The following is a 26,100-nucleotide window of genomic DNA, read 5'->3' on the forward strand; positions in this document are numbered from 1 at the left end:
GGACGCCCCGCGATGAATCCGCGCATCCGCATCGGCATCCTGACGCCGTCGTCGAACACCGCGCTCGAACCGTTGACGACCGCGATCGTCGCCGGGCTGCCAGGCGTCAACGTGCATTTCGCGCGCTTCACCGTGACCGAGATCCGACACGCCCGACGCCCGAAAAGCGCCGGGCGTGTCTCATCATCGCTTGTCGGCTTCCTCGACGAACATCTCGAACCACGCGTTCATCACGGCCCAGAAATCCACGGGCTCAAGCTCGGTCGGACGCTCGTGCCACCATAACCACCCGGCCAGGTTGCCACCGCTGGCCGCTTCACTCGAATCGACGCACAGCCAGTCACCGCTGCCGTTATGAAACACGGTGCGCACGAGATCCGGGTTCACGCCGAGCTTGCGTATCTCGACAGGCGTCAGGTCGAGCTTGCCGGCAAGCGCAGCCTGATCGGCGAGCGGCAACGGCCCCATCGAATTCGCGGGAAAGAACGTCCAGCCGTCATGCACGGTTTGATGGAAACGCCGCAGCGCTTCAGGCAGCGCAGTCCACGGTGGCGCATCATCCGGCCACCGCTCGCGCAACGGCGCGCGGCCGATGAAGAAATTCAGGTCGTCGTGCTCGACGGTGTACGGATACAGCAGCGCGACGTCGCCGCCGTCGTTGCGGAACACGGCCGGACGCGCGAGCTTGTCGCGAAAGAACTGCGCGACGCCCGGCAATCGATCGATGATGCCGGCCCACATCTGCACGAGCCTGTCCGCGAGCAGGTCGTCCGGCGCGGCGAGCAACGCGCGCCATGCAGGCGGCACGTCGACATCGGCCGGCATCTCGTCCGCCGCGAGCCAGACGCTGCCGGTCGCCCGAAAGCGCTTCAACTCCGCCGCATAATCCGCTGCGGTCAACTCGATCATCGCGTGTCACCCTCGAAGGCCGGAATCCGCGCATTCTACTGCCCGCGTCGGCACGACGATCGCGAATCGTCGCGCGCGGGCCACCTGCCATGCGCAGGCCGCGCGCGTCCTCTTGGTGCCCCACGCCGCCGCGAGTATGCTTGCAGTTCGAACTGCTCTCCAACCCGGGCGCATCCGCGTCATCGCGGGCACGCGCCGCTCACCGTCACTCACCACTGATGGATTTCGACGTCATCGTTCTCGGCGCAGGCATCGTCGGCGTCTCCGCGGCACTCCACCTGCAGGATCGCGGGCGCAAGGTCGCCCTCGTCGATCGCGGCGCGCCCGGCGAAGGCACGAGCTTCGGCAACGCGGGGCTGATCGAGCGCTCGTCGGTCGAACCGTATCCGTTCCCGCGCAGCCCGTTCACGCTGATGCGCTATGCGCTGAACCGCTCGACCGATCTCTACTGGCACAGCGCGTCGCTGCCCGCATTCGCGCCGTGGCTCGCGCGTTTCTGGTGGGAATCGGCGCCGCTGCGTCACGCGGCGGCGTCGCGCGACATGCTGCCGCTGATCGAGCGCTGCATCGTCGAGCACGACGCGCTGATCGCGCGGGCCGGCGCCGGCGAGCTCATCCGCGCGAACGGCTGGCTGGAAGCGTTCCGCACGCCCGCGGCATTCGAACGCGGCGTGACCGAAGCCGGACTCACCGCGCGCCGTCACGGGCTCGGCATCACGCCGCTCGATGCGGCCGCGCTGAGCGCGCACGAACCGAGCCTCGCGCCCGGCTTCTGCGGCGCGCTGCATTGGCTCGATCCGAAAAGCGTCGTCGACCCGTCCGCGCTCGTCAAGGCGTACGCGCAACTCTTCGTGCAGGGCGGCGGCACGCTGCTGACGGGCGACGCGGCGAGCCTCGACGCGCTGTCGCCGGGCTGGCAGGTCAGGACGCAGGACGGCATGGCGGCCGCGCCGGCCGTGGTCGTCGCGCTCGGCCCGTGGTCCGACACGGTGTTCGGCAAGTTCGGCTACACGATCCCGCTGCGCGAGAAGCGCGGCTATCACATGCACTACGCGCCGTCCGCGCGCGGCGTGCCGTCGGCGCCGATCGTCGATCGCGAATACGGTTACGTGATCGCGCCGATGAAGCGCGGGCTGCGGCTGACGACCGGCGTCGAGATCGCGCGGCGCGGCGTGCCGCCCACCGGCGTGCAGCTCGAACGCGCGGAACGCGTCGCGCGGCCCGTGTTCGGTTTCGGCGAGCGGCTCGACCCGCAACCCTGGCTCGGCTTCCGGCCGTGCACGCCCGACATGCGCCCGGTGATCGGCCCCGCGCCCGCGCATCGCGGGCTGTGGTTCGCGTTCGGGCACAACCATCACGGGCTGACGCTCGGCCCCGTCACCGGCCGCCTGCTGGCCGAGATGATGACGGGCGAAGCGCCGTTCACCGATCCGGCGCCGTATCGCGCGGATCGCTTCTGAACGGGCAACCGGCCACGCGTCGACCCGCGCTCAATCGAGCGCGCGGCCGAAGATGCGGATCACTTCGTCGAGATGCTCGGCCATCGCACGCCGCGCGGCGTCCGGGTCGCGTGCGCGGATCGCATCGAGGATCGCGCGGTGTTCGAGTTCCGACCGGTGCGGCATGTCGTTCGGCATGTACAGCGACTGCAGCCGCTGGAACATCAGGTCGTACTTGTGCGCGAGCAGCTGCTTGATCATCAGCGCATACGCGGCGTTGTCGCTCGCCTCCGCGATGCGGATATGAAACAGCCGGTCGCCCGGATGCGTGAGCGAGCCGCTGAGGTTGTCTGCCTGGTTGCGCAGGAACGCCTCGTGGATCCCTTCGATCTGCTCGTCCGAGCCGTGCTTCGCGGCCAGCGACGCCGCTTCCGGCTCGATCAGCCGGCGTGCCTGCAGCAACGCGAACGGCGGGATTTCGGTATCGAGGTCGAGTGCGATGCCGAGTTCGGGATCGATCTCGACGATCGTGAACGGCACGGCCTTCTCCGCAGCGACAGGCGCGGGCTCGGGTGCGGCGGCCGTTTCGGGATGGCGCACCTTCACGCCGTCGCCGACGCGCACGCTCACGAGTCCGCTCACTTCGAGCGCGATCAGCGCCTCGCGCACCGAGGTGCGCGACACACCGAACTGTTCGGCCAGTTCGCGCTCGGGCGGCAGGTAGCTGCCCGGCGGAAAATCGCCGGACTCGATCATCGCACTGAGCTTGTCGGCGATCTGCTGGTAGAGGCGGCGGTTCTGAATCGGCTGGATGGACATACGTCGGGACTGGTGATCGGTTTCGTTTCGGACGGCCGCGCGCGCATCGCACGCAACCGTTTGCGCCTATTCTAAAGGTTCGGCCCCGGGCATCGGCTGCAGCATCGATGCGACCGCAACCATCGACACACCGTGGCACCCGTCGCCATTCGTCCGACGAAGCCACGCCCCAACGCGCACGACCGCGCGCTCACGTCGGCACCGCGTAGCAACGCGCGGCGGTGCCGCCCCACAGCGCGGTGCGCTCGGCCGCCGACAATCGCGATTCGGCCCAGCGCTCGATGATCGAAGCCACTTCGTCATACGACGCGGCCAGCAGGCACACGGGCCAGTCCGACCCGAACATCAGCCGCTGCGGGCCGAACGCGTCGAGCGCCGCGTCGAGACACTGCTCGATACGCCGGACGTCCTTCCCGCGCAGCCCGCGCTTCCAGTCGGCCTCGGTCACGAGCCCCGACAGCTTGCACACGACATGCGGCAGCGCGCCCAGCTCGCGCAACGCGGCGCGCCAGCGCGCGAGCGCCGTGTCGTCGCGCTCGAAGTCGGCGAGTGCGGGCTTGCCGACGTGATCGAGCACGAGCCAGTGCGCGTCGTGCCGCGCACAAAACGCCCACACCTCGCGCAACTGGCGCTCGAACACGAGCACGTCGTACACGTAGCCGTTCGCCTGCAGCCACGCGATGCCGCGGTTGAAGCCCGGCTCCGCGACGAACGCACCGGCATCGGCTTCGTCCTGCACCTGGTGACGAAACCCGCGCAGCTTCGGGCTGCGCCATTCGGCAATGCGATCCGCGAGCTGCGGCGCGGCGAGATCCTCCCAGCCGACCACCGCCGCGATGCGCGCATCGTCGCGCGCGAGATCGAGCAGGAACGCCGTCTCGTCGCGCCCGGCGCGCGCCTGCACCGCGATCGACGCACCGAGCGCCTGCGCATGCATCAGCGGCCACAGCGCATCGGGCAGGTAATCGCGCGCAAGCACGCCCATGCCGGGGCCGATCCACGGGTAATCGGCGGCGCGATAGCGCCAGAAGTGCTGATGCGAATCGATACGCACTGCGCCCATGATGCCCTCGTGTCCGGTCGCCGCGGCGGCGTCGCGCGCCACCGCCGCGCGACGCAACGTTCAGTCGTACAACACCGCCGTGATCTTCGGATCGTCGATATTGGTCTTGTCGTACCAATAGAAACCGGTATCGATGACCTTCGGCAGCTTCTCGCCCTTGATCGCCTTCACGGCCGCCTCGACCGTCTTGTAGCCGATCCCGACCGGGTTCTGCGTGATCGCGCCGGCCATCAGCCCGCTGCGGATCGCGTCCTTCTGCTGCTTGCCGGAATCGTACCCGACGATCACGACCTTGCGCTTCATCTCGCGCACGCCGTTGACCACGCCGATCGCCGAGCCTTCGTTGGTGCCGAACAGCCCCTTGAGCTTCGGATACGCCTGCAGGATCGACTTCGTCACCTCGGTCGACTTCAGCTGGTCGCCTTCGCCGTACTGCACGGTGACGACCCGCACCTTCGGATGCGCCGACTTCATCCGTTCGAGGAAGCCGTCGCGGCGGTCGATGCCGGTGCGGCTCGTCTGGTCGTGCGCGACCACGGCCACCTCGCCCTCGTCGCCGATCAGCGCGGCGAGCTTGTCGGCGGCGAGCGCCGCGGCGGCCTTGTTGTTGGTCGCGGCCGTCGTCACCGGGATGTCGCTGTCCACGCCCGAGTCGAACGCGATCACCGGGATCTTCTCGGCCTGCGCCTTCTTCAAGAGCGGCAACGCGGCCTTGCTGTCGAGCGCCGCGAAGCCGAGCGCGGCCGGCTTCTTCGCGATCGCGGCCGACAGCATGTCGATCTGCTTGTCGACCATCGCCTCGGTCTCCGGCCCTTCGAACGTCACCTTCACCTTGTAGTCTTTCGCGGCCTGCGTCGCGCCCGCTTTCACGGCCTGCCAGAACTGATGCTGGAAGCCCTTCGAGATCAGCGGGATGTAGGTTTCCTGCGCCTGCGCGCCGGCCGTGACGCCGACGGCGAACGTCAGCCCGACGATCGCGTTCAACACCTTGCTCCTGATCACTTCGCGTCTCCTTTTTTCGTATCGACTCAACCGACTGGAACGACTGGGACGCCGGCCGGAACCGGCGATGAAGCACCTGCCTGCGTGAATGCAACCGTCAGCGGCGCCGACGGCGCAGGATATCGACGTAGACGGCGAGGATGATGATCACGCCCGTCACGACCGTCTGCCATTCCTGCGCGACCGACATGATGCGCAGGCCGTTCGTCAGCACGCTCATGATGAACGCGCCGATGATCGTGCCGACGATGCTGCCCGCGCCACCCGACAGCGACGTGCCGCCGATCACGACGGCCGCGATCGCATCGAGCTCGTAGCCCTGCCCGAGCGCCGGCTGCGCGGAATTCAGCCGCGACGCGATCAGCAGCCCGGCGATCCCGCACACCGCGCCGCTGAACGTGTAGACCGCGATCTTCCACGCATCGACGTTCACGCCCGACAGCCGCAGCGCTTCCTCGTTGCTGCCGAGCGCGAACGTGTAGCGGCCGAAGATCGTGCGGTTCAGCACGATCGACGCGCCGATCGCGACGAGGAACAGGATCAGCACCGCGTTCGGAATCGGCAGCGCCGGAATCAGGTTGCCGATCAATGAATCCTGCGCGATCGACGTGAAGCCCGGCGTGTCGTTGAAGTAGATCGGCCGCGTGCCCGAGATCACGAGCGACAGCCCCTTGAGCAGCATCATCATGCCGAGCGTCGCGATGAACGGCGGCACCTTCATCTTCGCGATCACGAAGCCCGATACGCTGCCCGACAGCGCGCCGAAACACAGCGCGGCGAGGATCCCGAGCGGCAGCGGCATCCCCCATTTCGTCAGCACGACGCCGGCCATCACCGCGCAGAACGTCATCAGCGTGCCGACCGACAGGTCGATGCCCGACGTGATGATCACGTAGGTACAGGCGACGGCCAGCACGCCGTTCACCGCGGTGGCCTGCAGGATCGCGACGAGGTTGTCGACTTCGAGGAAGTTCTGCGACGCGACGCTGAAGAACACGATCAGCAGCACGAGGCTCGCGAACGCGAGCAGCTTCTGCCGCGCGGCCGGGTTGAAGAAGCGCGACTTCAGGCTCGATGCGCCGGCCGGCGTGTCGCCGGACGCGAGGGGCGGAACGGGATGCGTATCGTTGGACATGATCGGGTGAGCGTCTCGGCATCTGATTCAGGACAATACGGTCGACTCGCGCTGCGTCGCGAGCTGCATGATCTTTTCCTGCGTGGCGTCGGCCGCGTGCAATTCGCCGGTCACGCGCCCTTCGCACATCACGAGAATCCGGTGGCTCATGCGCAGCACCTCGGGCAACTCCGACGAGATCATCACGATCGCCTTGCCGTCGGCGGCGAGCGCATCGAGCAGCTTGTAGATCTCGCTTTTCGCGCCGACGTCGATGCCGCGCGTCGGCTCGTCGAAGAACAGGATGTCGCAGTCGCGCAGCAGCCATTTCGCGATCACGATCTTCTGCTGGTTGCCGCCCGACAGCAGCCGCGCCGGCTGCGCGACCGACGGCGTGCGGATCGCGAGCTGCCGCACGTACGACTGCGCGGTGTCGCGCAACGCACGCGCGTCGAGGAACACGCCGCGGCGCACGAAGCGACGCATGCTCGACAGCGCGATGTTGTTCTGCACGTCCATCCCGACCGCGAGCCCGAAGTGCTTGCGATCCTCGGACAGGTAGCCGATCCCGTGCTTCACCGCATCGGCCGGCGTGCGGATCGTCACGGGCTTGCCATGCACGCGGATCTCGCCCGCATCGACCGGGTCCGCGCCGAACACCGCGCGCGCGACCTCGGTGCGGCCGGCGCCCATCAATCCGGCGAAGCCGAGAATCTCGCCGCGCCGCAGCGTGAAGCCGACATCGCGGATCGCGCGACCGCGCGACAGCCCGCGCACTTCGAGCGCGACGTCGTTCGCGGACGTATCGGGCGGCGTGCGGAATTCGGTCGCGAGCTGGCGGCCGACCATCATCGCGATGATCGTGTCCATCGACGTGTCGGCCATCGGCACGGTCGCCACGTACTTGCCGTCGCGCATCACGGTCACGCGATCGGCGATCTGGCGCAGCTCGTCCATCTTGTGCGAGATGTAGACGATGCCGACACCATGCGCGCGCAGGTCGCCGATGATGCGGAACAGCTCGGCGATCTCCGCGTTGTTGAGCGCGGCGGTCGGCTCGTCCATGATCAGCACGCGCGAATCGAACGACAGCGCCTTCGCGATCTCGACCATCTGCTGCTTGGCCACCGTGAGCCGGCCGACCGGCGTACGCGGGTCGAGATCGAGCCGCATCCGCGCGAAGATCGCGGCCGCGTCGCGATTCAGCTTGTCTTCGTCGACGAACACGCCGAAGCGGCCGCGCGGCTCGCGGCCGATGAAGATGTTCTGCGCGACACTCAGGTGGTTCATCAGGTTCAGTTCCTGATGGATGATGCCGATTCCGAGCGCCTGCGCGGCGCGTGGATCGGCGATCTCCACCGCGCGGCCGTCCATCCGGATCTCGCCTTCGTCGCGCGGGTAGACGCCCGCCAGGATCTTCATCAGCGTCGACTTGCCGGCACCGTTCTCGCCCATCAACGCATGCACTTCGCCGGCACGCAGGTCGAAGCGGCAGTCGTCGAGCGCCTGCACGCCGGGGAAGCGCTTGCCGATGCCGGTCAGTGCGATCAACGGTGGCGCGGCGTTCGGAGTCAGGTCGGGTTGCATGGATCGCCGCCCTCAGCTGATCGCACGGTCGAGATGCGTATAGCCGCCGTCGACGAACAGCCACTGGCCCGTCGTGTGCGACGCACGTTCCGACAGCAGGAACACGGCCGTATCGGCGATTTCGTCGGCCGTCGTGAAGCGTTGGCCGAGCGGCACCTTGCCCGCGATGCCGGCCAGCTTCGCGTCGGGGTCGTCGAAACTGTCGAGCCATCTCCGGTACAGCGGCGTCATCACCTCGGCCGGAATCACCGCGTTCACGCGCACGCCGTCGTCGCGCAACGCGACGGCCCATTCGCGCGTCAACGCGAGCTGCGCGCCCTTCGACGCGCAATAGCCGCTCGTGTTGCCCTGCCCGGTGACGGCCGTCTTCGACGAAACGTTGACGATCGCGCCGCGCGTCGCCTTCAGGTGCGGCACGCTGTAGTGCGCCATCACGTAGTAGTGGATCAGGTTGCGTTCGAGCGACGCGACGAACGCGTCGCGCCCGGCATCGAGCCCGATGCTGTCGTTGACGCCCGCGTTGTTGACCAGGCCGTCGAGTCGGCCGAAGCGCGTGACCGTTTCCGCAACGGCATCGCGGCACTGCGCATCGTCCTGCAATTCGACCGAGAGGCACGCGGCCTGCGGCTGCTTCTGCACGACGGCGCGCCAGAACGCATCGTCGGGCGCGTGGCGCGCGAACACCACCGGAATCGCACCTTCTTCGGCCAGCCGCATCGAGATCGCGGCGCCGATACCCGACGCGCCGCCGGTCACGATCACGACCTTGTGTCGCAGATTCAAATCCACTTCGCGTCTCCGTCGTTCATGTTGTCGGCACGCTCGACGCGTGTCAGCCGCGGAACCGGTACTGCTCCAGCGATTCGGGCTTCATCTCGATCGAGAAGCCGGGCGCCGTCGGCGGCATGTACGCCGCGCCGCGCACGACGCACGGTTCGACGAAATGTTCGTGCAGGTGATCGACGTACTCCGTCACGCGCCCTTCCTTGGTGCCGGCGATGCAGATGTAATCGATCATCGACAGATGCTGCACGTACTCGCACAACCCGACGCCGCCCGCATGCGGGCACACGGGCAGCCCGTACTTCGCGGCCATCAGCATCACCGCGAGAATCTCGTTCACGCCGCCGAGCCGGCACGCATCGATCTGCACGACGTCGATCGCGCCGCGCGCGATGAACTGCTTGAACAGCACGCGGTTCTGGCACATCTCGCCGGTCGCGACCTGCACGGGCGCGATCGCCTCGCGGATCTTGCGATGCCCTTCGACGTCGTCGGGGCTGGTCGGCTCCTCGATGAACCACGGCCGCGCGAACGCCAGCTCGCGCACCCAGTCGATCGCCTCGTCCACTTCCCACACCTGGTTCGCGTCGATCATCAGCTTGCGGTCCGGGCCGATCACCTCGCGCGCGATCGTCACGCGGCGAATGTCGTCCGCCAGGTTCGCACCGACCTTCAGCTTCACGTACTCGAACCCGGCGTCGACGGCTTCGCGGCACAGCCGCCGCAGCTTGTCGTCGCTGTAGCCGAGCCAGCCGGCCGACGTCGTGTAGCACGGGTAGCCGTCGCGCTCGAGCAGCGCGATCCGTTCGGCCTTGGCCGGCGCCTGCCGGCGCAGCAGGTCGAGCGCTTCGTCCGGCGTCAGGCAGTCGGTCAGGTAGCGGAAGTCGATCGCGCGCACCAGCTCCTCGGGGCTCATGTCGGCCACGAGCCGCCACAGCGGCTTGCGTTCGGCTTTCGCCCACAGATCCCACACCGCGTTGACGACCGCGCCCGTCGCCAGGTGGATCGCGCCCTTGTCGGGGCCGATCCAGCGCAGCTGGCTGTCCGACGTCACGTGCCGCCAGAAGCGGCCCATGTCTTCGCGGATCCAGTCGAGATCGAGGCCGACGACGAGGTGACGCATCGCGTCGATCGCCGCGCAGCAGATTTCGTTGCCGCGTCCGATGGTGAACGTGAGCCCGTGACCTTCGAGCCCGTCATGGTCGGTTTCGAGCACGACGTAGGCCGCCGAATAATCGGGGTCCGGATTCATCGCATCGGAGCCGTCGAGCTGGCGCGAGGTCGGAAAGCGCACGTCGAGGACGCGCATCGATCGAATGATAGGCATGACGAACCGTCCGTTAAAGGAAATCAGGCCTGCACGGTGCGCTGGCGTTGCTCGCCGAGCCCGTCGATGCCGAGCGTGATCACCTGTCCGGCGCGCAGATAGACGGGCGGCTTCTGCCCGAGGCCGACACCCGGCGGCGTGCCGGTCGAGATCACGTCGCCCGGCTGCAGGCTCATGAAGCGGCTCAGGTAGCTGATCAGGTGCGGCACGCGGAACACCATCGTCGCGGTCGTGCCGTTCTGGTAGCGATGGCCGTCCACTTCCAGCCACAGCCGCAGCGCATGCGGATCGGGCACTTCGTCGGCCGTCACGAGCCAGGGGCCGATCGGCCCGAACGTGTCGTTGCCCTTGCCCTTGTCCCACGTGCCGCCGCGTTCGAGCTGGAATTCGCGCTCCGACACGTCGTTCACGACGCAATAGCCGGCGACGTGCGACAGCGCGTCGGCTTCCGCGATGTAGCGGCCGCCCTGGCCGATCACCACGCCGAGCTCGACTTCCCAGTCGGTTTTTTCCGAGCCGCGCGGAATCTCGACGTCGTCGTTCGGCCCCGAGATCGCGCTCGTCCACTTGCCGAACACGACCGGCTCCTTCGGCACGTCCATCCCCGATTCGGCTGCGTGGTCGGAATAGTTGAGCCCGATGCAGATGAACTTGCCGACGCGGCCCACGCACGCGCCGAGCCGCGGCGTGCCTTCGACCAGCGGCAGCGACGACGGCGGAATGTCGCGCAGCCGCGCGAGCGACGCCGGCGCCAGCACGTCGCCGGCGATGTCGTCGATCACGCCGGACAGGTCGCGGATATGGCCCTGCGCATCGAGCAGGCCCGGCTTTTCATGGTGTTTGTCGCCAAATCTCAGCAGTTTCATGTCGTGTTGAGCCGATACGGAAAGTGAATGGGAGGGGCGCGGTCAGTTTGACCAGCCGCCGTCGATCAGGTGGATCGCGCCGGTCGTGAACGACGCTTCGTCGGACGCGAGGTACAGCGCGAGCGCGGCCACTTCCTCCGCGCGGCCGATGCGTCCGATCGGCTGGCGCGCGACGAACGCCTGGCGCACCTCGTCGGTCGACACGTGGCGCGTGCGCGCCTGGTCCGCGATGCGTTGCTCCAGCGACGGCGATTCGATCGTGCCCGGGCAGATCGCGTTGCAGCGGATGCCCCGCTCGACGAAATCGGCGGCCACCGCCTTGGTCAGGCCGATCACGGCCGCCTTGGTGGTGCCATAGACGAAGCGGTTGGGCACGCCCTTCACGCTCGACGCGGCCGACGCCATGTTGACGATCGACGCGCCGCCGGCTTCGAGCATCGCGGGCAGCAGCGCGCGGATCAGCCGGTACATCGACGTGACGTTCAGGTTCAGCGAGAACGCCCACGCTTCGTCGTCGCAGTCGAGGATCGAGCCGTGGTGCACGAAGCCCGCGCAGTTGAACAGCACGTCGAACGCGCGTTCGCTCGCGGCGAGCGCCGCGACGTCCTGTGCATCGGTCACGTCGAGCCGGCGCGTGGCCAGCCGGCCGCCCGCGCGCTCGGCGTCGGCCTCGAGCCGCACGAGCGCGGCTTCGTTGATGTCGGTCGCCAGCACGTCGGCGCCCTCGCTCGCGAACCGCAGCGCGGTCGCGCGGCCGATGCCCTGCCCGGCCGCCGTCACCAGCGCGCGTTTGCCCTGCAATCTCATGAGCACCTCCCGAAGAAGCCGGCCACCCGTCGGCCGATTGGCACAAAGGACCAAAGGTCCAACCAATCTTAGGAAGTGATTCCGCGTTTGTCACGGAATCGGGATTCAGTATTTACCCGGGTGGGGAAATCGGGCTGTTGAGCAGGGATTCGACGTTCGATAGCGCCCCGGGAGCACACCCCAGGATTCGGACAAATCCAATACCGGCGGGCCTTCCAGTCGATTCTTCCGCACAAGCGGGGCTCGACATCCCGCCAAACTGACGAAAAAGTCATGTTCACGTCAGGGTCTCAACGGGATGCGCGCGCCATCATGACGTACCGGACTGCGCATCCGGTCCATCGCCACCCCGCCCGCGTTCGATCCCTGCGGGCACCTCCGTCCCCCCGGCGATGGGCTCCGTGACTGGGCGAGCAGGCACGGCGCGCAGGCCGATTTTCCGCCCCGGGCTTCGTGTCCGGGGCGTTTTTGTCTGTGGTTTCCAAGAAAATAAGCCTGGATTGTTTCTAAATCGGCAAAAGGTAATTTGAGCCAGACAGGATGTTTTTTCCGGTCACAGACGCTTACATTTAGCGCACCACTCATGGAAACCGCTACGGATTCGCCCTCGGGTAGTGACATCCACTGCCATGACCGAACCGCACGAGCTTTAGGAAACGGCAAAATGAAGGCCTCCAAATCCCTGCCTGCGCTCGATCCCGCCGACGTTCACGTCGAAATCCTCGAACGTTCCGATACGCTGCTCGTCGTCCGCTGGGTCGAACCCGGCCGCTGTCACTACGGTGAACAGCGCTGGCGCCGCCGCTTCGCCCAACGCACCGGCACCTGCGCGCTGTCGCGCCAGGTGATCCACCGCGGCGACGAAGTCTTCCGCCCGGCCGAACGCCCGGCGCCCGCGAACGCGGCCGCGATGATCTCCGCCGCCGAAGTGCTCGCGCTGGCCGGCGGCAGGTAAATCCTGCCGGCCGCGCGTCGCCGCACGCGGCGCCATCCGGTGCGCCGGCCCTAGAAGCGCCGGTCTAATTCCCCCGCTTGTCTGCCACGCCCGCGCGCACTATCGTTACACCACTCAATGTAATGATTACGTGCCGCGGCCGCCCGGCCGCGCCGATGGAGGCAGACATGCATGCATGGAGCGCGCGCCACGTCCCGGCGCAAGGCGGCAAGGTCGCGATCGTGACCGGCGCCAACAGCGGGCTCGGCTGGCAGCTGGCGGAAACGCTGGCCGCGAAAGGCGCGACGGTCGTGATGGGCTGCCGCGACGCGGCCCGCGCCGCACAGGCGGCCGATGCGATTCGCCGGCTCCATCCCGATGCCCGCGTCGAAGTCGACGCGCTCGACCTCGCCGATCTCGCGTCGATCGCGCGCTTCGCGGCCGATGTGGCCGAACGCCATGGGCGCGTCGATATCCTCTGCAACAACGCCGGCGTGATGTTCCTGCCGCTGCGTCATACGCACGACGGCTTCGAGATGCAGTTCGGCACCAACCACCTCGGCCATTTCGCGCTCACCGGCCATCTGCTGCCCGCGCTGCGTGCCGCGCGCCGTGCGCGGGTCGTGACGATGTCGAGCGGGCTCAACCGCGGCGGCCGGATCCGCGTCGACGACCTGCGCGCCGAGCACCGCTACAACCGTTATCTCGCCTATTGCGACAGCAAGCTCGCGAATCTCGTGTTCGCGATCGAGTTGCAGCGTCGTTTCGAGCGCGCGGCGTTCGCCGGGATCAGCGTGGCCGCGCACCCGGGCTACGCGGCGACCAACCTGCAGTTCGCGGGCCCCGCGATGGACCGCTCGCCCGCCCGTGCCGCACTGATGCGCGCCGCGAACCGTTATCTCGCGCAGCCGGCCGACCAGGGCGCGCTGCCCGCGATTCATGCGGCAACCTCGCCCGATCTCGCCGGCGGCGCGTACATCGGGCCGTCCGGCTGGTTCGAGTCGCGCGGGCTGCCGGCGCCTGCTAGCGTGCCCCGCGCGGCGCGCGACGTGGCTTCCGCTGCGCTGCTGTGGGAAGCCTCGGAAGCGGCGACGGGCGTGCGTTTCCTCAGTTCGGGCGCACCGGCCGGACGCGCGCCGGGCCGGTCGTTCGACACGGCGGCCGAGGTGCGTTGAACCGCGCTTCGCCGTCCGCAATATTCGTGATACTTGTTGCACCAACCGGAAAGAAAGCCGGTTGAAAGACTGATTCGACGCGCGACTGTTACCACCCAGGAAACAATTTATCGTCAAAACCAGCGTTTACCCTGAACCTTCCGATGACTAAGATTTGATCAATCGCTTAAGACATGGTGTCGAGAGCGAACTCAATAAAACACCGGAGGTCATCATGAAATCGCTCGTTTCCGCAGTCGTTGCCGCTGCCGCCCTGTCCGCTTCGTTTGGCGCATTCGCTCAAAGCACCGTGACCCGCGCTCAAGTGCGCAATGAACTGGTCCAGCTCGAACAAGCCGGCTACAAGCCGGGCGTGGCGAGCCCGTACTACCCGAACGACATCCAGAGCGCCGAAGCGCGTGTTCATGGTGCCGACACCAGCGGCTACGGCGCACAACCGGCTCCGGCCGTCCACTCGGGCGCCCCGGCTGCATCGTCGAACGCTCGCGACTCGATCTTCTTCGGCCAGTAAGCCGATGCGCCCTCGGCGGGCGCCGCGCGTCGCGCGATGAAGCAATATCCGGACGAGCCCCCTTGCGGGGCTCGTCCGTTTTTATGAAACGCATACCTCCGCCGCCCGGCAACGGGGGGCTTCGCCCGGGCGCCTGGCGTCCGGGTGTTTTTTCATCGGCGAGGGATGCGTACGAGCAGGACGAAACCGCGCGCGCCCGTCAGCGCGACGCGGCCGCGGCAGGCGCCGAGCGCGACAGCACGCGCCACCGCGACAGCAGTTCGTCGCGATCGATGTAGCAGCCCTGCAGGTGCCGGCGCCCGGTAGACGGATCGAACTCGGTGCGCGCATGCAGCACGCGGCGGTTGTCGAACGCCCACATGTCGCCCGCCCGCAGCCGGCGCTGCACGCGAAAGCGCGGCTCGCGCGCCAGCGCGAGAAACCGCCGGTACGCGCGATAGACGGCCGCGACCGAGCCGGACGGCGCATCGAGCGGCCCGCGCAGGAAGTTCGCGACACGCACCTCCGTCACGTTGCCGCGCGCATCGAGCCCGATCACCGGCGCCGAGCAGCGGTAGTCGCTGTTCGCGCTCTTGTTCCAGAACTCGAACGGCGTCGACGCGAGCTGTTCGAAATCGGCCGGATGCTCGCGCCGCAGCGCATCGGCCAGCGCGAAGCCGTCGAGGAACACGCTGTCGCCGCCGGTCGCGTCGTTCGCGAGGCAATGCAGGAACTGCACACCCGGCTGCAACTCGCGAGTCGGCAAGTCGGTATGCGGCGGCAGGTTCAGCGACGTATACGCATTGCTGTCCGGACGCGGCTTCGATTCGACGTCGAACAGCACGCCGAAATTGCTTTCGCGGATCAGGCCGATACGGCGCGCGATCTCGTCGACACGGCCACGCTCGGCCGGCACGCCTTCGACGAGCGTCAGCCCCGTGCGTTGCAACGCGGCGAGCCACGCGAGCAATGCGCCGTCGTCCTCCATCAAGTCGCGCCACGCGAACACGCCGATGGCCGTCGCGTCGTCACCGGCCCACACGTGCCGCCCGTGCGCGGCCTGCCGCTCCGCGCGCGACGCGTCGTCGTAGGCATGCGCACGCAACCAGCCCGGCGACCACGCGCTGCGATGTCCGTCATTCCATTCGACATGCAGCGCGCCGTCGGTTTCGACGTGCACCGTGAGCGCGGAGAGATCCTCGCGCGCATCGGCGATCTCGAACACCTGTTCACGCGTGACGGCATGCACGCACGCGGAACACGCGCAGTTGTCGCGCAGCCAGTCGAAATGAAACGGCGATCGTCGCGTGTCGCTCCATTCGACGTCCACCGCGCCGTCGCCAATCGTCGCCGCCGCAATGGCCGCGTCGGCCGAAAACGTCCGCCAGTCCTCGATACGGTGTTGCGCTGCCTGCATCGTTGCCTCCCGGAAACGCCCGCTACGCGTGTGGTGCGAGCAGAAACCCGCCGACCGTCCGGTGCAGCCGCGCCGCCTGCGGGCTCGTTCCGAGCGCGCGCCAGCAGCCGTGCACCAGCCCCTCTCCCATCCAGTAATGCGCGGCCCCGCCGGCCGCGCGAATCCGTTCGACGTACACGCGCGCGTCGTCGCGCAGCGGATCGTGTTCCGCGCCGATCGCGAGCACGGGCGGCAGGCCGTCGAAACGCGAAGCCGCGAGCGGTACCGACGCGCGCAGCAGCGGGTCACCGTCTCCCAGCGCATCGACCAAGGCGCCTTCCCAGTACAGCGCGCGATAGCGATGGACGTCGTCGAGCGTCAGCATCGGCGCGTGCGCTTCCGTTTCGCGCGCGGGCGATTGCGGTTCGAATCCAAGCATCGGGTAGACGAGCGCGATGCCGTCAATACCGCCTTCGCCCGCATCGCGCAGCGCGGTCGCCACCGCCGCCGCGAGCATGCCGCCCGCGCTGTCGCCCGCGAGCGTCAGCGGATGCATGCACGGCCCGAACGGCCAGCGTGCGTCGCGCGCGGCGCGCGTGACCTCCAGGCAATCTTCGAGCGCGGCCGGCGCGCGATGCTCGGGCGCGAGCCGGTAGTCGACCGCGATCACGTCGAGCCCCGTATCGGCCGCCAGTTGCGCGGTGATCAGCGCATGACTGTCGAGCGAGCCGACGACGAAACCGCCGCCATGAAAGAACAGCACCGTGCCGCGTGGCGTGCGGTGCGCGGACGTGTAACGCCGCAGCGCGATCGCACGGCCGTCGGCGGCGTGCCAGACGGCGTCCTGCTGCACGATGCCGGCCGGCAGCGCGGCCGGCGTCCATTCGGCCGCGAAGCGGTCGTACAGGCGACGCTGTTCGGCGGGCGAGCGCGCCGCCGCGTCGGCCGGATACCACGCGTCCACGGCGGCAACGAACGTCGCGATTTCCGGTTCGAGCATCGTGTGCGTTCCGAGGTCGAAGGTTCGCGCAGGTTATCGGCGCGGCGGCAGCCCGATCACGCGGCCCGCATACGCGGGCGCCGCGCACTCGCGCTGCAACGCATGCAGCTCGGCCACGCGTGCGGCCACGTCGTCGTCGAACGGCGCCGATTTCGCGCCGTCGCGTGTATCGACGTGCAGCAGCATCTGCTCGCTCGCCGACACCGCATCGTCGTGCCCGTCAGCAAACAGCTCGAGATACAGGTGCAGCCGCTTCGCGTCGTGTGCGAGCACGCGCGCGTCGACGCGCACCGGCGTGCCCTCCTTGATCTCGTGCAGGTAGTTCACGTGCGCTTCGAGCGTATAGACCGAGCGACCCCGCTCGCGACGCGCGACGTCATCGAGGCCGATGCGATCCAGCAGCGCATCGGTCGCGAAGCTGAAGATCAGCAGGTAGAACGCATCGCGCAGGTGGCCGTTGTAGTCGACCCATTCGGGCCGCACCACGTCGCGGTAAATCGTCAGCGGGGTATCGCCGGTCATCGTCTGTCGTCCTCAGTCTTCGAATCGCATCCCGTGCCGCGCCTTCACCGCGGCGATCGACTTCAGCACCTCGGTGATGCACTCGTCGCGATAGCGCTCGAGTTCCTTGATGCTGCGCGTGCCCTGCTGTTCGGTCGTGCCTTCGACGACGCTGTCGATCAGCGCGTCGGTCAGCGTGGGCGCGACCAGCTTCGTCCACGGCAACTCGAGCGCGGGGCCGAACTGCTGCATGAAGTGTCGCATGCCCGCATCGCCGCCCGCGAGCGTGTAGGTCAGGAACGTGCCCATGAACGACCAGCGGATGCCCGCGCCGAAGCGAATCGCGTCGTCGATCTCGCCGGTCGTCGCGACGCCTTCGTTGACGAGGTGCAGCGCCTCGCGCCACAACGCTTCGAGCAGCCGGTCGGCGATGAAGCCCGGCACTTCCTTGCGCACGTGCAGCGGCCGCATGCCGAGCTTGCGATAGACCTCCATCGCGCCTTCGACCGCTTCCGGCGACGTGCGCGCGCCGCCGAGCACTTCGACGAGCGGCAGCAGATAGACGGGATTGAACGGATGGCCGACCACGCAGCGCTCCGGATGCGTCGCCCGCGCGTAGAAATCCGTCGGCAGCAGCCCCGACGTCGACGACGCGATGATCGCGTCAGGCTTCGCCGCGCGGCTGATCTGCTCGTGCAGTTCGAGCTTCAGCGCCTCGCGCTCGGGCGCGCTTTCCTGGATGAAATCCGCATCGGCGACGCAGGCCTCGATCGTCGAGACGAAACGCAGCCGCGCGGGGTCGGCGCCCGGTGCGAGGCCGACGCGTTCGAGCGCGGGCCACGCGTTCGCGACGTTCGCGCGCAGCCGCTCCTCCGCGCCCGGTGCCGGGTCCCATACGACCACGTCGAGACCGTGCGCGAGCGCGCGGGAAATCCATCCGCTGCCGATCACGCCGGTGCCGATGGCGGCGAACGTCTTGATGTCGGTCTTCACAGCCATGTCAACGCATCCTTCAAATCAGGGGAAATCGGTGGGCGGCCGCGCCTGTGCGTGCCGCCGCGTCATGTCAATCAGTCTGGCAAAAACTCACGCGAACTCGGCGATCGCACGGCGTTCGAGCGGACGCTCGCCGCGCGCCGGCAAGCCGAGCTTGCGGCGGCCTTCCGCCGGCGTCAGCACGCGGGCCCCGAGCCGTTCGATGATCTCTCGCGCGCGCTCGACGAGCGTGCCGTTGGTCGCATGCACGCCGCGATCGAGCCAGATGTTGTCTTCGAGGCCGACCCGCACGTGGCCGCCGAGCAGCATCGCCTGCGCGACCATCGGCATCTGCATGCGGCCGATCCCGAAGCCGGCCCAGTGCGCGCCCGGCGGCAGGTTGTCGACCATCGCCTTCATCGTGCCCGTGTCGGCCGGTGCGCCCCACGGAATGCCGAGGCACAGCTGGAACAGCGGCGGATCGTCGAGCAGCCCTTCCTTCAGCAACTGCTTCGCGAACCACAGATGGCCCGTGTCGAAAATTTCCAGCTCGGGCTTCACGCCGAGTTCCTGGATGCGCTTCGCGCCGGCGCGCAGCTGCGCGGGCGTCGATACGTAGATGTAGTCGCCGTCACCGAAATTCAGCGTGCCGCAGTCGAGCGTGCAGATCTCGGGCAACAAGTCCTCGACGTGCGCGAGCCGCGTGAGGCCGCCGACCAGGTCGGTTCCCTTGCCGAAACGCATCGGGTCCTCGCCGGGGCCGATCTCGAGATCGCCGCCCATGCCGGCCGTCAGGTTGATGATCACGTCGACATCGGCCGAGCGGATGCGGTCGACCACTTCGCGGTACAGGTTCGGGTCGCGGCTGCCGCGCCCCGTCTGCGGATCGCGCACGTGGCAGTGCGCCACCGTTGCGCCGGCCTTCGCGGCCTCGATCGCGGCGGCCGCGATTTCCTTCGGCGTGACCGGAATCGCCGGATGCTTGCCGACCGTATCGCCCGCGCCGGTGACGGCGCAGGTGATGATGACTTCGTGGTTCATGCTGGTTGCCTCGCTTGAATCGGGTTGTATCGCAATGCGAATGTTTCGTCGGCGCGCGCCGGGTGCGGCGCGCGGGTCATCCATCACAGGCCGAGATACGCCTTCACGGCCGGCAGGCCATCCTTGCCGTCGAACGTCTTGACGCCCGCGAGCCACGGATCGAGCACCTGCGGGTTCTTCTTCAGGTACGCCTTCGCGGCCTCGGCCGGCTTCGTCTTGTTCATCACCGACTGCATCAGCTGGTTCTCGAGCTGCGTCGAGAAGCGCAGGTTCGTGACGAGCTTGCCGGCGTTCGGGCAGCGTGAAATGAAGTCGGGGGCCGTGAGCGTGTACACGCGCGCCTCGCCGTAGTTCGGCCCGAACGACGCATCGCCGCCGGACAGATAGTTCATGCTGATCTGGATGTTCATCGGATGCGGTTCCCAGCCGAGGAAGACGACCCACTTCTTCTCGCGGATCGCGCGCTCGACCGTCACCAGCATCCCGGCCTCGCTCGATTCGACGAGCTTGAAGCCGCCGAGCCCGTACTGGTTCGTGTCGATCATCTTCTGGATCGTCGCGTTCGCGCTGCTGCCCGGCTCGATCCCGTAGATCTTGCCGTCGAGTTCCGCGCGGTGCTTCGCGATGTCCTCGAAGGTCTTCAGGCCCGCCTGGTATTCGTAGCTCGGCACCGCGAGCGTCGCCTTCGCGCCCGACAGGTTCGGCGGTTCGACGACGTTGATCGACTTGCTGTCGAGGAACGGCTGGAGCTGCTTCTGCTGCACGGGCCACCAGTAGCCGAGCGATATGTCGAGCTGCTTGCTCTTCAGGCCGGCGAACGAGATCGGCACCGACGCGATCGTCGTGGTCGGCTTGTAGCCGAGCGCCTCGAACACGGTCGACGCGAGCGCCGTGGTCGACGTGATGTCGGTCCAGCCGATATCCGCGAAACGCACGGTGCGGCAAGTGGCGGCATCCGTTTCGGCCTGCGCCGCGTGCGTGAACGCGCCGGTCGCCAGCACGGCCGCGACAAGCGCGGCGATCTTCGTCGACTTCATGGTTCGTTACCTCCCGGTTTGACTCGCGGCAGCCGGTGCGCGGGGTGTGCCCGGCCTGCATCGTGGGAGTAAAAGTAACGAGCCATATTGGCCGCGAGAAGACCGGCGGCGACCTGTTCTTGACTATTTGCGACTATGAGTGGAAACCACTAGGTTTCTTGAGAGGCTTGGTGGGCGGGGTTTTCACGCGAACTTCAGATGGATCTGGTTTGTCCACATGCGGCGCGATGCTTTCGGTTCGGCCCGGACGAAACGGCATGCCGGCGCGGCTTCGGTTCAGCGCCGCTCGCATCGACCCGACGAACGGGTGTCACGGGTGCGTGTGAAGCTGGCCTGATCTCCAGCAGCCGAAAGAGCGTTTCGTATTGCGGAATCCACGCCGAATTCCCGCGCCGACACCTTTTCGTCGCTTGAAAACTTGTTTTGCATTGCAAAAATCGCTGCGTAACTCATTGAAAATCAAGCAAAAATAATGTCTTATGTCTTATATAAGACATCACCAAAAGCTCGATGGGCGGCGTTACTATTTATCCCATGCAGTCCGCTTCGACAGACGTAGCGGGCACGCTCAACCCGTTACTCAAACGCGCTTTGCTCCCAGGAGATTGACATGGCCCAGTATCAAGACGACATCAAGGCAGTTGCCGGTTTGAAGGAAAACCACGGCAGCGCGTGGAATGCGATCAGCCCCGAGTACGCCGCCCGCATGCGTGCCCAGAACAAGTTCAAGACGGGCCTGGACATCGCCAAGTACACCGCGAAGATCATGCGCGCCGACATGGCCGCGTACGACGCCGACCCGGCCAAGTACACGCAGTCGCTGGGTTGCTGGCACGGCTTCATCGGCCAGCAGAAGATGATCTCCATCAAGAAGCACTTCAACAGCACCGAACGCCGCTACCTGTACCTGTCCGGCTGGATGGTCGCCGCGCTGCGCTCCGAGTTCGGCCCGCTGCCGGACCAGTCGATGCACGAAAAGACCTCGGTCAGCGCGCTGATCCGCGAGCTGTACACGTTCCTGCGCCAGGCCGACGCCCGTGAGCTCGGCGGCCTGTTCCGCGAACTCGACGCCGCCAAGGACGCCACGGCGAAGGCCGCGATCCAGGAGAAGATCGACAACCACGTCACGCACGTCGTGCCGATCATCGCCGACATCGACGCCGGTTTCGGCAACGCGGAAGCCACGTACCTGCTGGCCAAGCAGTTCATCGAAGCAGGCGCATGCTGCATCCAGATCGAAAACCAGGTGTCCGACGAGAAGCAGTGCGGCCACCAGGACGGCAAGGTCACGGTGCCGCACGAGGACTTCCTCGCGAAGATCCGCGCGATCCGCTACGCGTTCCTGGAGCTGGGCGTGGACGACGGCATCATCGTCGCCCGTACCGACTCGCTGGGTGCCGGCCTGACCAAGCAGATCGCCGTGACCAACACGCCGGGCGACCTGGGCGACCAGTACAACGCTTTCCTCGACTGCGAAGAACTGTCGGCCGACCAGCTGGGCAACGGTGACGTCGTCATCAAGCGCGACGGTAAGCTGCTGCGTCCGAAGCGCCTGCCGAGCAACCTGTTCCAGTTCCGCGCCGGCACGGGCGAAGCGCGCTGCGTGCTCGACTGCATCACGTCGCTGCAGAACGGCGCCGACCTGCTGTGGATCGAAACCGAAAAACCGCACATCGCCCAGATCGGCGGCATGGTCAGCGAAATCCGCAAGGTCATCCCGAACGCGAAGCTGGTGTACAACAACAGCCCGTCGTTCAACTGGACGCTGAACTTCCGCCAGCAGGCGTACGACGCGCTGAAGGCCGAGGGCAAGGACGTGTCGGCCTACGATCGTGCGCAGCTGATGAGCGTGGAATACGACGACACGGAACTGGCCAAGCTGGCCGACGAAAAGATCCGTACGTTCCAGGCCGATGCATCGCGTGAAGCCGGCATCTTCCATCACCTGATCACGCTGCCGACGTACCACACCGCCGCGCTGTCGACCGACAACCTGGCCAAGGAATACTTCGGCGACCAGGGCATGCTCGGCTACGTGGCCGGCGTGCAGCGCAAGGAAATCCGCCAGGGTATCGCCTGCGTGAAGCACCAGAACATGTCCGGCTCGGACATCGGTGACGATCACAAGGAATACTTCAGCGGCGAAGCAGCGCTGAAGGCGGCCGGCAAGGACAACACGATGAACCAGTTCTGATACCGGTCATCGCCACGCGAAACGCCAACCCGTTACGTTACGGGTTGGCGTTTTTTTATTCGCCGATCACCCGCACGAACGCGTCCGCCAGCACCGTCGGCGCGACCGGCAACACCAGCGCGCACACCGACCTGGCGTCTTCATCCGAAATCGGCACGAAGACGACGCCGTCGATCCCGAGACTCGCCATCCGTTCCGGCACGATCGCGACGCCGTGCCCCGCCGCGACGAGATTCAGCATCGACGTCTTCGGCGACACGATCCGGGCGATCGCCGGCACGAAGCCGCGCTTCAGGCAAAGATCGATCACGACGCGCGCGAGCCCGCCCCGCTCCCGATACACGGCCGATACGAACGGCTCGTGCCGCAGCCGCGCGATCGCCATGCGCTTGCGGCCCGCCAGCGGATGATCGGCCGGCACCGCCGCGCACAGACGTTCGGCCGCGAGCTCGACGAAGCGCACGCGCGGATCGCGGCGCAGCACCGGCAAACGGACGATCCCGATATCGGCGTTGCCGCTCGCGATCTCCAGCACCTGATCCTCGGACGACGCGCGGTCGAGATCGATCCGTGCGCCCGGACACGCGCGCATGAAGCGCTCGAGCACCGGCATCAGGCTGCCGACGGGAACGGTGCTCGAATGCAGGAGCCGCAAGACGCCCGCTTCGCCGCGCGACAACTGCGCGCCCTCGTCGGCCGCTGCGGTCAGGGTCGCCGGAATCGACGCCACGCGATCGCGATAAAGCGCGCCGGCCGGCGTGAGCCGTACCCCTCTCGGCTCCCGGTCGAACAGCGGAAACCCCAGCTCGTCTTCCAGTTGACCGATCTGCCGGCTGAGCGCCGACTGCGCGACGTGGAGCGCGCTCGCGGCCGGCGTGAAGCCGCCGAGATCGGCCACGGTCAGGAAATACTGGATTTGCCTCAGGGATGGCATGCCGAAAAGAGATGGATAAGCGCCCGATTTGATATTTGCGTTATACCGTCGCGCTTTCCAGAATGGAAGCCTGCCGTGCCGGAGCCACCGTCACGGCCACTTCGCCGGAGCCTGCCTCGTCGTGACTACTCTCCTGTCCTATCTGCTGGTCGTTGCCGCCGGCGTCAGCGTGGCGTTGCAACAGGTGCTCAACGCCAATCTCCGTGCGCAGCTCGGCTCGCCGTGGTGGGCCGGGTCGGTCAGCTACCTCGTCGGCCTGGCCGCGATGCTCGCGGTCGCGCTGCTGACCCCGCATCCGCGCTTGAGCGGGGGCGCCACCGGCGCCGCGTCATGGTTCAGCTGGACCGGCGGGTTCTTCGGCGCGGTATTCGTCGGCATCGCGATCCTGATGGTGCCGCGCCTGGGCGCCGCGACGACGCTCGCGCTGATCGTCGTCGGGCAGATGACCGGCGCGCTCGTGTTCGACCACTTCGGCGTGCTCGGCATCCAGCAGCATGCGGCCAGCCCGATCCGCCTGGCCGGCGCGGCGTGCCTCATTCTCGGGGTGGTGCTGGTTCGCGCGTGACGACGTCTCGCGTCGCTGCCCCATGCGTGTGCGTTGCCGAACCGCCGGCAACGCATGCACCCGCCGCGACGCTCACGCGTAGTTCATCATCACCGACTTGCTTTCCGTGTACTGGTCGATCACCGCACGGCCGAGTTCGCGACCGAAACCCGACTGCTTCATCCCGCCGAACGGCATCGCGTTGTCGAGCAGCGAGTGGCAGTTGACCCACACCGTGCCGGCCGCGATGCGCGGGATCAGCTTGTGGATCGCGGAAAGATCGTTCGACCAGATGCTCGCGCCGAGGCCGTACGGTGTGTCGTTGGCGAGCTGGACGGCCGTCTCGACGTCATCGAACGGCATCGCGACGAGCACCGGCCCGAAGATCTCCTCGCGCACGACGCGCATCGCCTGCGTCGTGTCGACCAGCACGGTGGGTTCGACGAAGAAGCCGGGGCCGTCGATCGCGCGGCCGCCCGCGACGGCGCGGGCGCCCTCGCCGAAGCCCGAGTCGATATAGCCGCACACGCGCTGGCGCTGCTTCGCCGAGACGAGCGGGCCGATCTGCGTCGACGGGTCCATCCCCGGGCCGAGCTTCAGGCTGGCGGCGATCTTCGCGACGCGCTCGATCACGTCGTCGAACACCGTCGCATGGATGTACGCGCGCGACCCGGCCGTGCACACCTGCCCCTGGTTGAAGAAGATCGCGTTCGCCACGCCCAGTGCGGCCTTGTCGGGATCGACGTCGGGCAGCACGATCACCGGCGACTTGCCGCCGAGTTCGAGCGACATCCGCGTCATGTTGTCGAGCGCCGCGTGGCCGATCGTCTTGCCCGTCTGCGTCGAGCCCGTGAACGCGATCTTGTCGACGCGCGGATCGCGCGACAGCGCGGCGCCGGCCGTGTGACCGTAACCGGTGACGATATTGACGACGCCGTCGGGAAAGCCGGCCGCCTGAATCAGCTCGCCGAGGCGCAACGCGCTGAGCGGCGTATCTTCCGCGGGCTTCAACACCACGGTGCAGCCCGTGGCCAGTGCGGGCGCAAGCTTCCACGCGGCCATCAGCAGCGGGAAATTCCACGGAATGATCGCGCCGACCACGCCGACGGGCTCCTTGCGCGTATAGGTAAAGATCTCGCTGTCCGGCATGTAAGGCATGCCCGCGTCGATCACGCTGCCTTCGATCTTCGTCGCCCAGCCGGCCATGTAGCGGAAGCACTGCGCGGCCATCGCGACGTCGAGCCCTTGCGCCACCATCACGGGCTTGCCGTTGTCGAGCGACTCGATCTCCGCCAGCTCGCGCGCATTCGCTTCGACCAGGTCGGCGAGCGCGAGCAGCAGGCGTTCGCGATCGGTGGTCTTCGCGGTGCGCCACGGCCCCGCGTCGAATGCGCGCCGCGCGGCGGCGACGGCCTGCTGCACGTCGTGCTCGTCCGCTTCGGGCACGTGCGCGAGCACGGTGCCGTCGGCCGGGTTCACGACGTCGAGCTGGCGGCCCGACGCTGCGTCGCACCACTCGGCGCCGATCAGCATCTTCTTCGGCTTCGCGAGAAACGCGCGCGTGGCGTCGAGCAGCGGGAAATGTTCGTTCGTCTCCATCTTCCTGATTCCTCGATTTCCTGAATGAGTCGGTCAATAGCGATCCGTGACGCCGTCGATCCCGCGCGCCTGCAACGCGCGCACGAGGCCGGCGCGCACGGTCGCGACGTCGGACAAGGCGGGACGGCGGTGCGCGGCGACTTCGGCGGCCGTATAAGGCTTGAAGTCGCGCGGCAGTGCGTCGCGGTTCATGGTGGTGAGTACCCAGTTGAGCACGTCGGCGAGATCCTGGTCCGACAGCGCCGAGTTCGACGCGCCGGGCACGCGCATCACGTACTCGCGCCCGGCGGGCAGATGCGTGAAATAGCCGAGCGAGTTGGCGAGCGGCGGCACCTTGCCGGGAATGCCGCCGCCCGTCGCCGTGTGGCAACCCATGCAGTTGAGCACCCAGTGCTGCCGCGCGCGCGCCGCGTCGGCCGCGCCGTCGGCATGCGCGGGTGCCGTGGTCAAACCTGCGACTGCTCCGGCCAGCATCAGCAACGACGACAGCCGACGCGACACGCTGCCGAGCCACGACGACATCGCACACCGCGTGCAGGCCGCGGCGTCGCCAACACGGGGCGC

At 67.4% G+C, this 26,100-nt stretch carries 25 protein-coding genes and 1 pseudogene; 7 read left to right on the forward strand and 19 right to left on the reverse strand.

What is annotated here, in order from left to right; all coding sequences use genetic code 11:
* Positions 1-12: 12 nt before the first annotated feature.
* Positions 13-144, forward strand: a pseudogene (locus tag CFB39_RS40965) (Asp/Glu/hydantoin racemase); the annotation flags it as partial.
* A 39-nt stretch (positions 145-183) separates the two neighbouring features.
* Here CFB39_RS40965 and CFB39_RS28985 read toward each other — a convergent pair.
* Positions 184-909, reverse strand: coding sequence for an SMI1/KNR4 family protein (locus CFB39_RS28985; protein WP_089475408.1), 726 nt, complete (start codon positions 907-909; stop codon positions 184-186).
* 218 nt (positions 910-1,127) lie between these two features.
* Here CFB39_RS28985 and CFB39_RS28990 point away from each other — a divergent pair, with 218 nt between their 5' ends.
* Positions 1,128-2,369: an FAD-binding oxidoreductase gene (locus CFB39_RS28990; protein ID WP_089475409.1), complete on the forward strand. Its 1,242-nt coding sequence runs from the start codon at positions 1,128-1,130 to the stop codon at positions 2,367-2,369.
* 30 nt (positions 2,370-2,399) lie between these two features.
* On the opposite strand, the gene CFB39_RS28995 is transcribed toward CFB39_RS28990, so the two are convergent.
* From CFB39_RS28995 to CFB39_RS29035, 9 genes are all read right to left on the reverse strand, one after another.
* A complete protein-coding gene (locus tag CFB39_RS28995; protein ID WP_089475410.1) occupies positions 2,400-3,167 on the reverse strand; it encodes a FadR/GntR family transcriptional regulator in 768 nt (255 codons plus the stop codon).
* A 190-nt stretch (positions 3,168-3,357) separates the two neighbouring features.
* Positions 3,358-4,230, reverse strand: coding sequence for an amidohydrolase (locus CFB39_RS29000; protein WP_089475700.1), 873 nt, complete (start codon positions 4,228-4,230; stop codon positions 3,358-3,360).
* Between the two features lie 60 nt (positions 4,231-4,290).
* Positions 4,291-5,232, reverse strand: a complete 942-nt coding sequence (locus CFB39_RS29005) for an ABC transporter substrate-binding protein (protein WP_089475411.1) — start codon at positions 5,230-5,232, stop codon at positions 4,291-4,293.
* A gap of 97 nt (positions 5,233-5,329) precedes the next feature.
* Positions 5,330-6,367 carry an ABC transporter permease gene (locus tag CFB39_RS29010; protein ID WP_089475412.1) on the reverse strand — a complete coding sequence of 346 codons (1,038 nt, stop codon included), beginning with the start codon at positions 6,365-6,367 and terminating at the stop codon, positions 5,330-5,332.
* Between the two features lie 27 nt (positions 6,368-6,394).
* Positions 6,395-7,933 carry a sugar ABC transporter ATP-binding protein gene (locus tag CFB39_RS29015; RefSeq protein WP_089475413.1) on the reverse strand — a complete coding sequence of 513 codons (1,539 nt, stop codon included), beginning with the start codon at positions 7,931-7,933 and terminating at the stop codon, positions 6,395-6,397.
* Positions 7,934-7,945: 12 nt separating this feature from the next.
* The gene (locus CFB39_RS29020) at positions 7,946-8,722 is read right to left on the reverse strand and encodes an SDR family oxidoreductase (RefSeq protein ID WP_089475414.1); all 777 of its coding nucleotides are present in this window, start codon (positions 8,720-8,722) and stop codon (positions 7,946-7,948) included.
* 43 nt (positions 8,723-8,765) lie between these two features.
* Positions 8,766-10,043, reverse strand: a complete 1,278-nt coding sequence (locus tag CFB39_RS29025) for an L-fuconate dehydratase (protein WP_089426871.1) — start codon at positions 10,041-10,043, stop codon at positions 8,766-8,768.
* A gap of 23 nt (positions 10,044-10,066) precedes the next feature.
* Positions 10,067-10,909, reverse strand: a complete 843-nt coding sequence (locus CFB39_RS29030) for an ureidoglycolate lyase (protein ID WP_089475415.1) — start codon at positions 10,907-10,909, stop codon at positions 10,067-10,069.
* A gap of 42 nt (positions 10,910-10,951) precedes the next feature.
* A complete protein-coding gene (locus CFB39_RS29035; RefSeq protein WP_089475416.1) occupies positions 10,952-11,716 on the reverse strand; it encodes an SDR family oxidoreductase in 765 nt (254 codons plus the stop codon).
* Between the two features lie 664 nt (positions 11,717-12,380).
* Here CFB39_RS29035 and CFB39_RS29040 point away from each other — a divergent pair.
* From CFB39_RS29040 to CFB39_RS29050, 3 genes are all read left to right on the forward strand, one after another.
* Positions 12,381-12,671, forward strand: coding sequence for a DUF3331 domain-containing protein (locus CFB39_RS29040; RefSeq protein WP_039366241.1), 291 nt, complete (start codon positions 12,381-12,383; stop codon positions 12,669-12,671).
* Between the two features lie 167 nt (positions 12,672-12,838).
* The gene (locus CFB39_RS29045; protein WP_089475417.1) at positions 12,839-13,825 is read left to right on the forward strand and encodes an oxidoreductase; all 987 of its coding nucleotides are present in this window, start codon (positions 12,839-12,841) and stop codon (positions 13,823-13,825) included.
* A 214-nt stretch (positions 13,826-14,039) separates the two neighbouring features.
* Positions 14,040-14,336 carry a DUF4148 domain-containing protein gene (locus tag CFB39_RS29050; protein ID WP_089426868.1) on the forward strand — a complete coding sequence of 99 codons (297 nt, stop codon included), beginning with the start codon at positions 14,040-14,042 and terminating at the stop codon, positions 14,334-14,336.
* A 199-nt stretch (positions 14,337-14,535) separates the two neighbouring features.
* On the opposite strand, the gene CFB39_RS29055 is transcribed toward CFB39_RS29050, so the two are convergent.
* The 6 genes from CFB39_RS29055 to CFB39_RS29080 form a co-directional block, all read right to left on the reverse strand.
* Positions 14,536-15,732, reverse strand: coding sequence for a TauD/TfdA family dioxygenase (locus tag CFB39_RS29055; protein ID WP_089475418.1), 1,197 nt, complete (start codon positions 15,730-15,732; stop codon positions 14,536-14,538).
* 22 nt (positions 15,733-15,754) lie between these two features.
* Entirely contained in the window at positions 15,755-16,711 is a 957-nt protein-coding gene (locus tag CFB39_RS29060; protein WP_089475419.1) for an alpha/beta hydrolase, read from the reverse strand.
* 33 nt (positions 16,712-16,744) lie between these two features.
* Positions 16,745-17,233, reverse strand: a complete 489-nt coding sequence (locus tag CFB39_RS29065) for a thioesterase family protein (protein ID WP_089475420.1) — start codon at positions 17,231-17,233, stop codon at positions 16,745-16,747.
* 12 nt (positions 17,234-17,245) lie between these two features.
* On the reverse strand, positions 17,246-18,211 hold the full coding sequence (locus CFB39_RS29070) for an L-carnitine dehydrogenase (RefSeq protein WP_039366226.1): 966 nt from the start codon (positions 18,209-18,211) through the stop codon (positions 17,246-17,248).
* Positions 18,212-18,298: 87 nt separating this feature from the next.
* Positions 18,299-19,228, reverse strand: coding sequence for a 3-keto-5-aminohexanoate cleavage protein (locus CFB39_RS29075; protein WP_039366557.1), 930 nt, complete (start codon positions 19,226-19,228; stop codon positions 18,299-18,301).
* Between the two features lie 83 nt (positions 19,229-19,311).
* Positions 19,312-20,265, reverse strand: a complete 954-nt coding sequence (locus tag CFB39_RS29080) for a choline ABC transporter substrate-binding protein (RefSeq protein ID WP_089475421.1) — start codon at positions 20,263-20,265, stop codon at positions 19,312-19,314.
* A 610-nt stretch (positions 20,266-20,875) separates the two neighbouring features.
* Between CFB39_RS29080 and CFB39_RS29085 the strand changes: the two genes are divergently transcribed.
* Positions 20,876-22,459: an isocitrate lyase gene (locus tag CFB39_RS29085; protein ID WP_089426863.1), complete on the forward strand. Its 1,584-nt coding sequence runs from the start codon at positions 20,876-20,878 to the stop codon at positions 22,457-22,459.
* 55 nt (positions 22,460-22,514) lie between these two features.
* Here CFB39_RS29085 and CFB39_RS29090 read toward each other — a convergent pair whose 3' ends face one another.
* A complete protein-coding gene (locus CFB39_RS29090) occupies positions 22,515-23,393 on the reverse strand; it encodes a LysR family transcriptional regulator (RefSeq protein ID WP_089475422.1) in 879 nt (292 codons plus the stop codon).
* Positions 23,394-23,514: 121 nt separating this feature from the next.
* Here CFB39_RS29090 and CFB39_RS29095 point away from each other — a divergent pair, with 121 nt between their 5' ends.
* Positions 23,515-23,958, forward strand: a complete 444-nt coding sequence (locus CFB39_RS29095; RefSeq protein WP_089475423.1) for a DMT family transporter — start codon at positions 23,515-23,517, stop codon at positions 23,956-23,958.
* Between the two features lie 72 nt (positions 23,959-24,030).
* Here the strand turns inward: CFB39_RS29095 and CFB39_RS29100 are convergent, their stop codons facing one another.
* The gene (locus tag CFB39_RS29100; RefSeq protein WP_089475424.1) at positions 24,031-25,536 is read right to left on the reverse strand and encodes an aldehyde dehydrogenase family protein; all 1,506 of its coding nucleotides are present in this window, start codon (positions 25,534-25,536) and stop codon (positions 24,031-24,033) included.
* Positions 25,537-25,569: 33 nt separating this feature from the next.
* Positions 25,570-26,058, reverse strand: a complete 489-nt coding sequence (locus CFB39_RS29105) for a cytochrome c (protein ID WP_089475425.1) — start codon at positions 26,056-26,058, stop codon at positions 25,570-25,572.
* Between the last annotated feature and the right edge of the window lie 42 nt (positions 26,059-26,100).

This window comes from Burkholderia sp. AU6039 (genome assembly GCF_002223365.1).
GTDB lineage: Bacteria > Pseudomonadota > Gammaproteobacteria > Burkholderiales > Burkholderiaceae > Burkholderia.

Excerpts from the sequence above, each read along its gene's own strand:
- CFB39_RS28995 (WP_089475410.1), bottom strand. The coding sequence starts at position 3,167 with ATGTCCATCCAGCCGATTCAGAACCGCCGCCTCTACCAGCAGATCGCC.
- CFB39_RS29010 (WP_089475412.1), bottom strand. The coding sequence starts at position 6,367 with ATGTCCAACGATACGCATCCCGTTCCGCCCCTCGCGTCCGGCGACACG.
- CFB39_RS29070 (WP_039366226.1), bottom strand. The coding sequence starts at position 18,211 with ATGGCTGTGAAGACCGACATCAAGACGTTCGCCGCCATCGGCACCGGC.
- CFB39_RS28985 (WP_089475408.1), bottom strand. The coding sequence starts at position 909 with ATGATCGAGTTGACCGCAGCGGATTATGCGGCGGAGTTGAAGCGCTTT.
- CFB39_RS28990 (WP_089475409.1), top strand. The coding sequence starts at position 1,128 with ATGGATTTCGACGTCATCGTTCTCGGCGCAGGCATCGTCGGCGTCTCC.
- CFB39_RS29045 (WP_089475417.1), top strand. The coding sequence starts at position 12,839 with ATGCATGCATGGAGCGCGCGCCACGTCCCGGCGCAAGGCGGCAAGGTC.
- CFB39_RS29090 (WP_089475422.1), bottom strand. The coding sequence starts at position 23,393 with ATGCCATCCCTGAGGCAAATCCAGTATTTCCTGACCGTGGCCGATCTC.
- CFB39_RS29015 (WP_089475413.1), bottom strand. The coding sequence starts at position 7,933 with ATGCAACCCGACCTGACTCCGAACGCCGCGCCACCGTTGATCGCACTG.
- CFB39_RS29035 (WP_089475416.1), bottom strand. The coding sequence starts at position 11,716 with ATGAGATTGCAGGGCAAACGCGCGCTGGTGACGGCGGCCGGGCAGGGC.
- CFB39_RS29075 (WP_039366557.1), bottom strand. The coding sequence starts at position 19,228 with ATGAACCACGAAGTCATCATCACCTGCGCCGTCACCGGCGCGGGCGAT.
- CFB39_RS29085 (WP_089426863.1), top strand. The coding sequence starts at position 20,876 with ATGGCCCAGTATCAAGACGACATCAAGGCAGTTGCCGGTTTGAAGGAA.
- CFB39_RS29100 (WP_089475424.1), bottom strand. The coding sequence starts at position 25,536 with ATGGAGACGAACGAACATTTCCCGCTGCTCGACGCCACGCGCGCGTTT.
- CFB39_RS29050 (WP_089426868.1), top strand. The coding sequence starts at position 14,040 with ATGAAATCGCTCGTTTCCGCAGTCGTTGCCGCTGCCGCCCTGTCCGCT.
- CFB39_RS29060 (WP_089475419.1), bottom strand. The coding sequence starts at position 16,711 with ATGCTCGAACCGGAAATCGCGACGTTCGTTGCCGCCGTGGACGCGTGG.
- CFB39_RS29080 (WP_089475421.1), bottom strand. The coding sequence starts at position 20,265 with ATGAAGTCGACGAAGATCGCCGCGCTTGTCGCGGCCGTGCTGGCGACC.
- CFB39_RS29030 (WP_089475415.1), bottom strand. The coding sequence starts at position 10,909 with ATGAAACTGCTGAGATTTGGCGACAAACACCATGAAAAGCCGGGCCTG.
- CFB39_RS29105 (WP_089475425.1), bottom strand. The coding sequence starts at position 26,058 with ATGTCGTCGTGGCTCGGCAGCGTGTCGCGTCGGCTGTCGTCGTTGCTG.
- CFB39_RS29025 (WP_089426871.1), bottom strand. The coding sequence starts at position 10,043 with ATGCCTATCATTCGATCGATGCGCGTCCTCGACGTGCGCTTTCCGACC.
- CFB39_RS29000 (WP_089475700.1), bottom strand. The coding sequence starts at position 4,230 with ATGGGCGCAGTGCGTATCGATTCGCATCAGCACTTCTGGCGCTATCGC.
- CFB39_RS29055 (WP_089475418.1), bottom strand. The coding sequence starts at position 15,732 with ATGCAGGCAGCGCAACACCGTATCGAGGACTGGCGGACGTTTTCGGCC.
- CFB39_RS29065 (WP_089475420.1), bottom strand. The coding sequence starts at position 17,233 with ATGACCGGCGATACCCCGCTGACGATTTACCGCGACGTGGTGCGGCCC.
- CFB39_RS29040 (WP_039366241.1), top strand. The coding sequence starts at position 12,381 with ATGAAGGCCTCCAAATCCCTGCCTGCGCTCGATCCCGCCGACGTTCAC.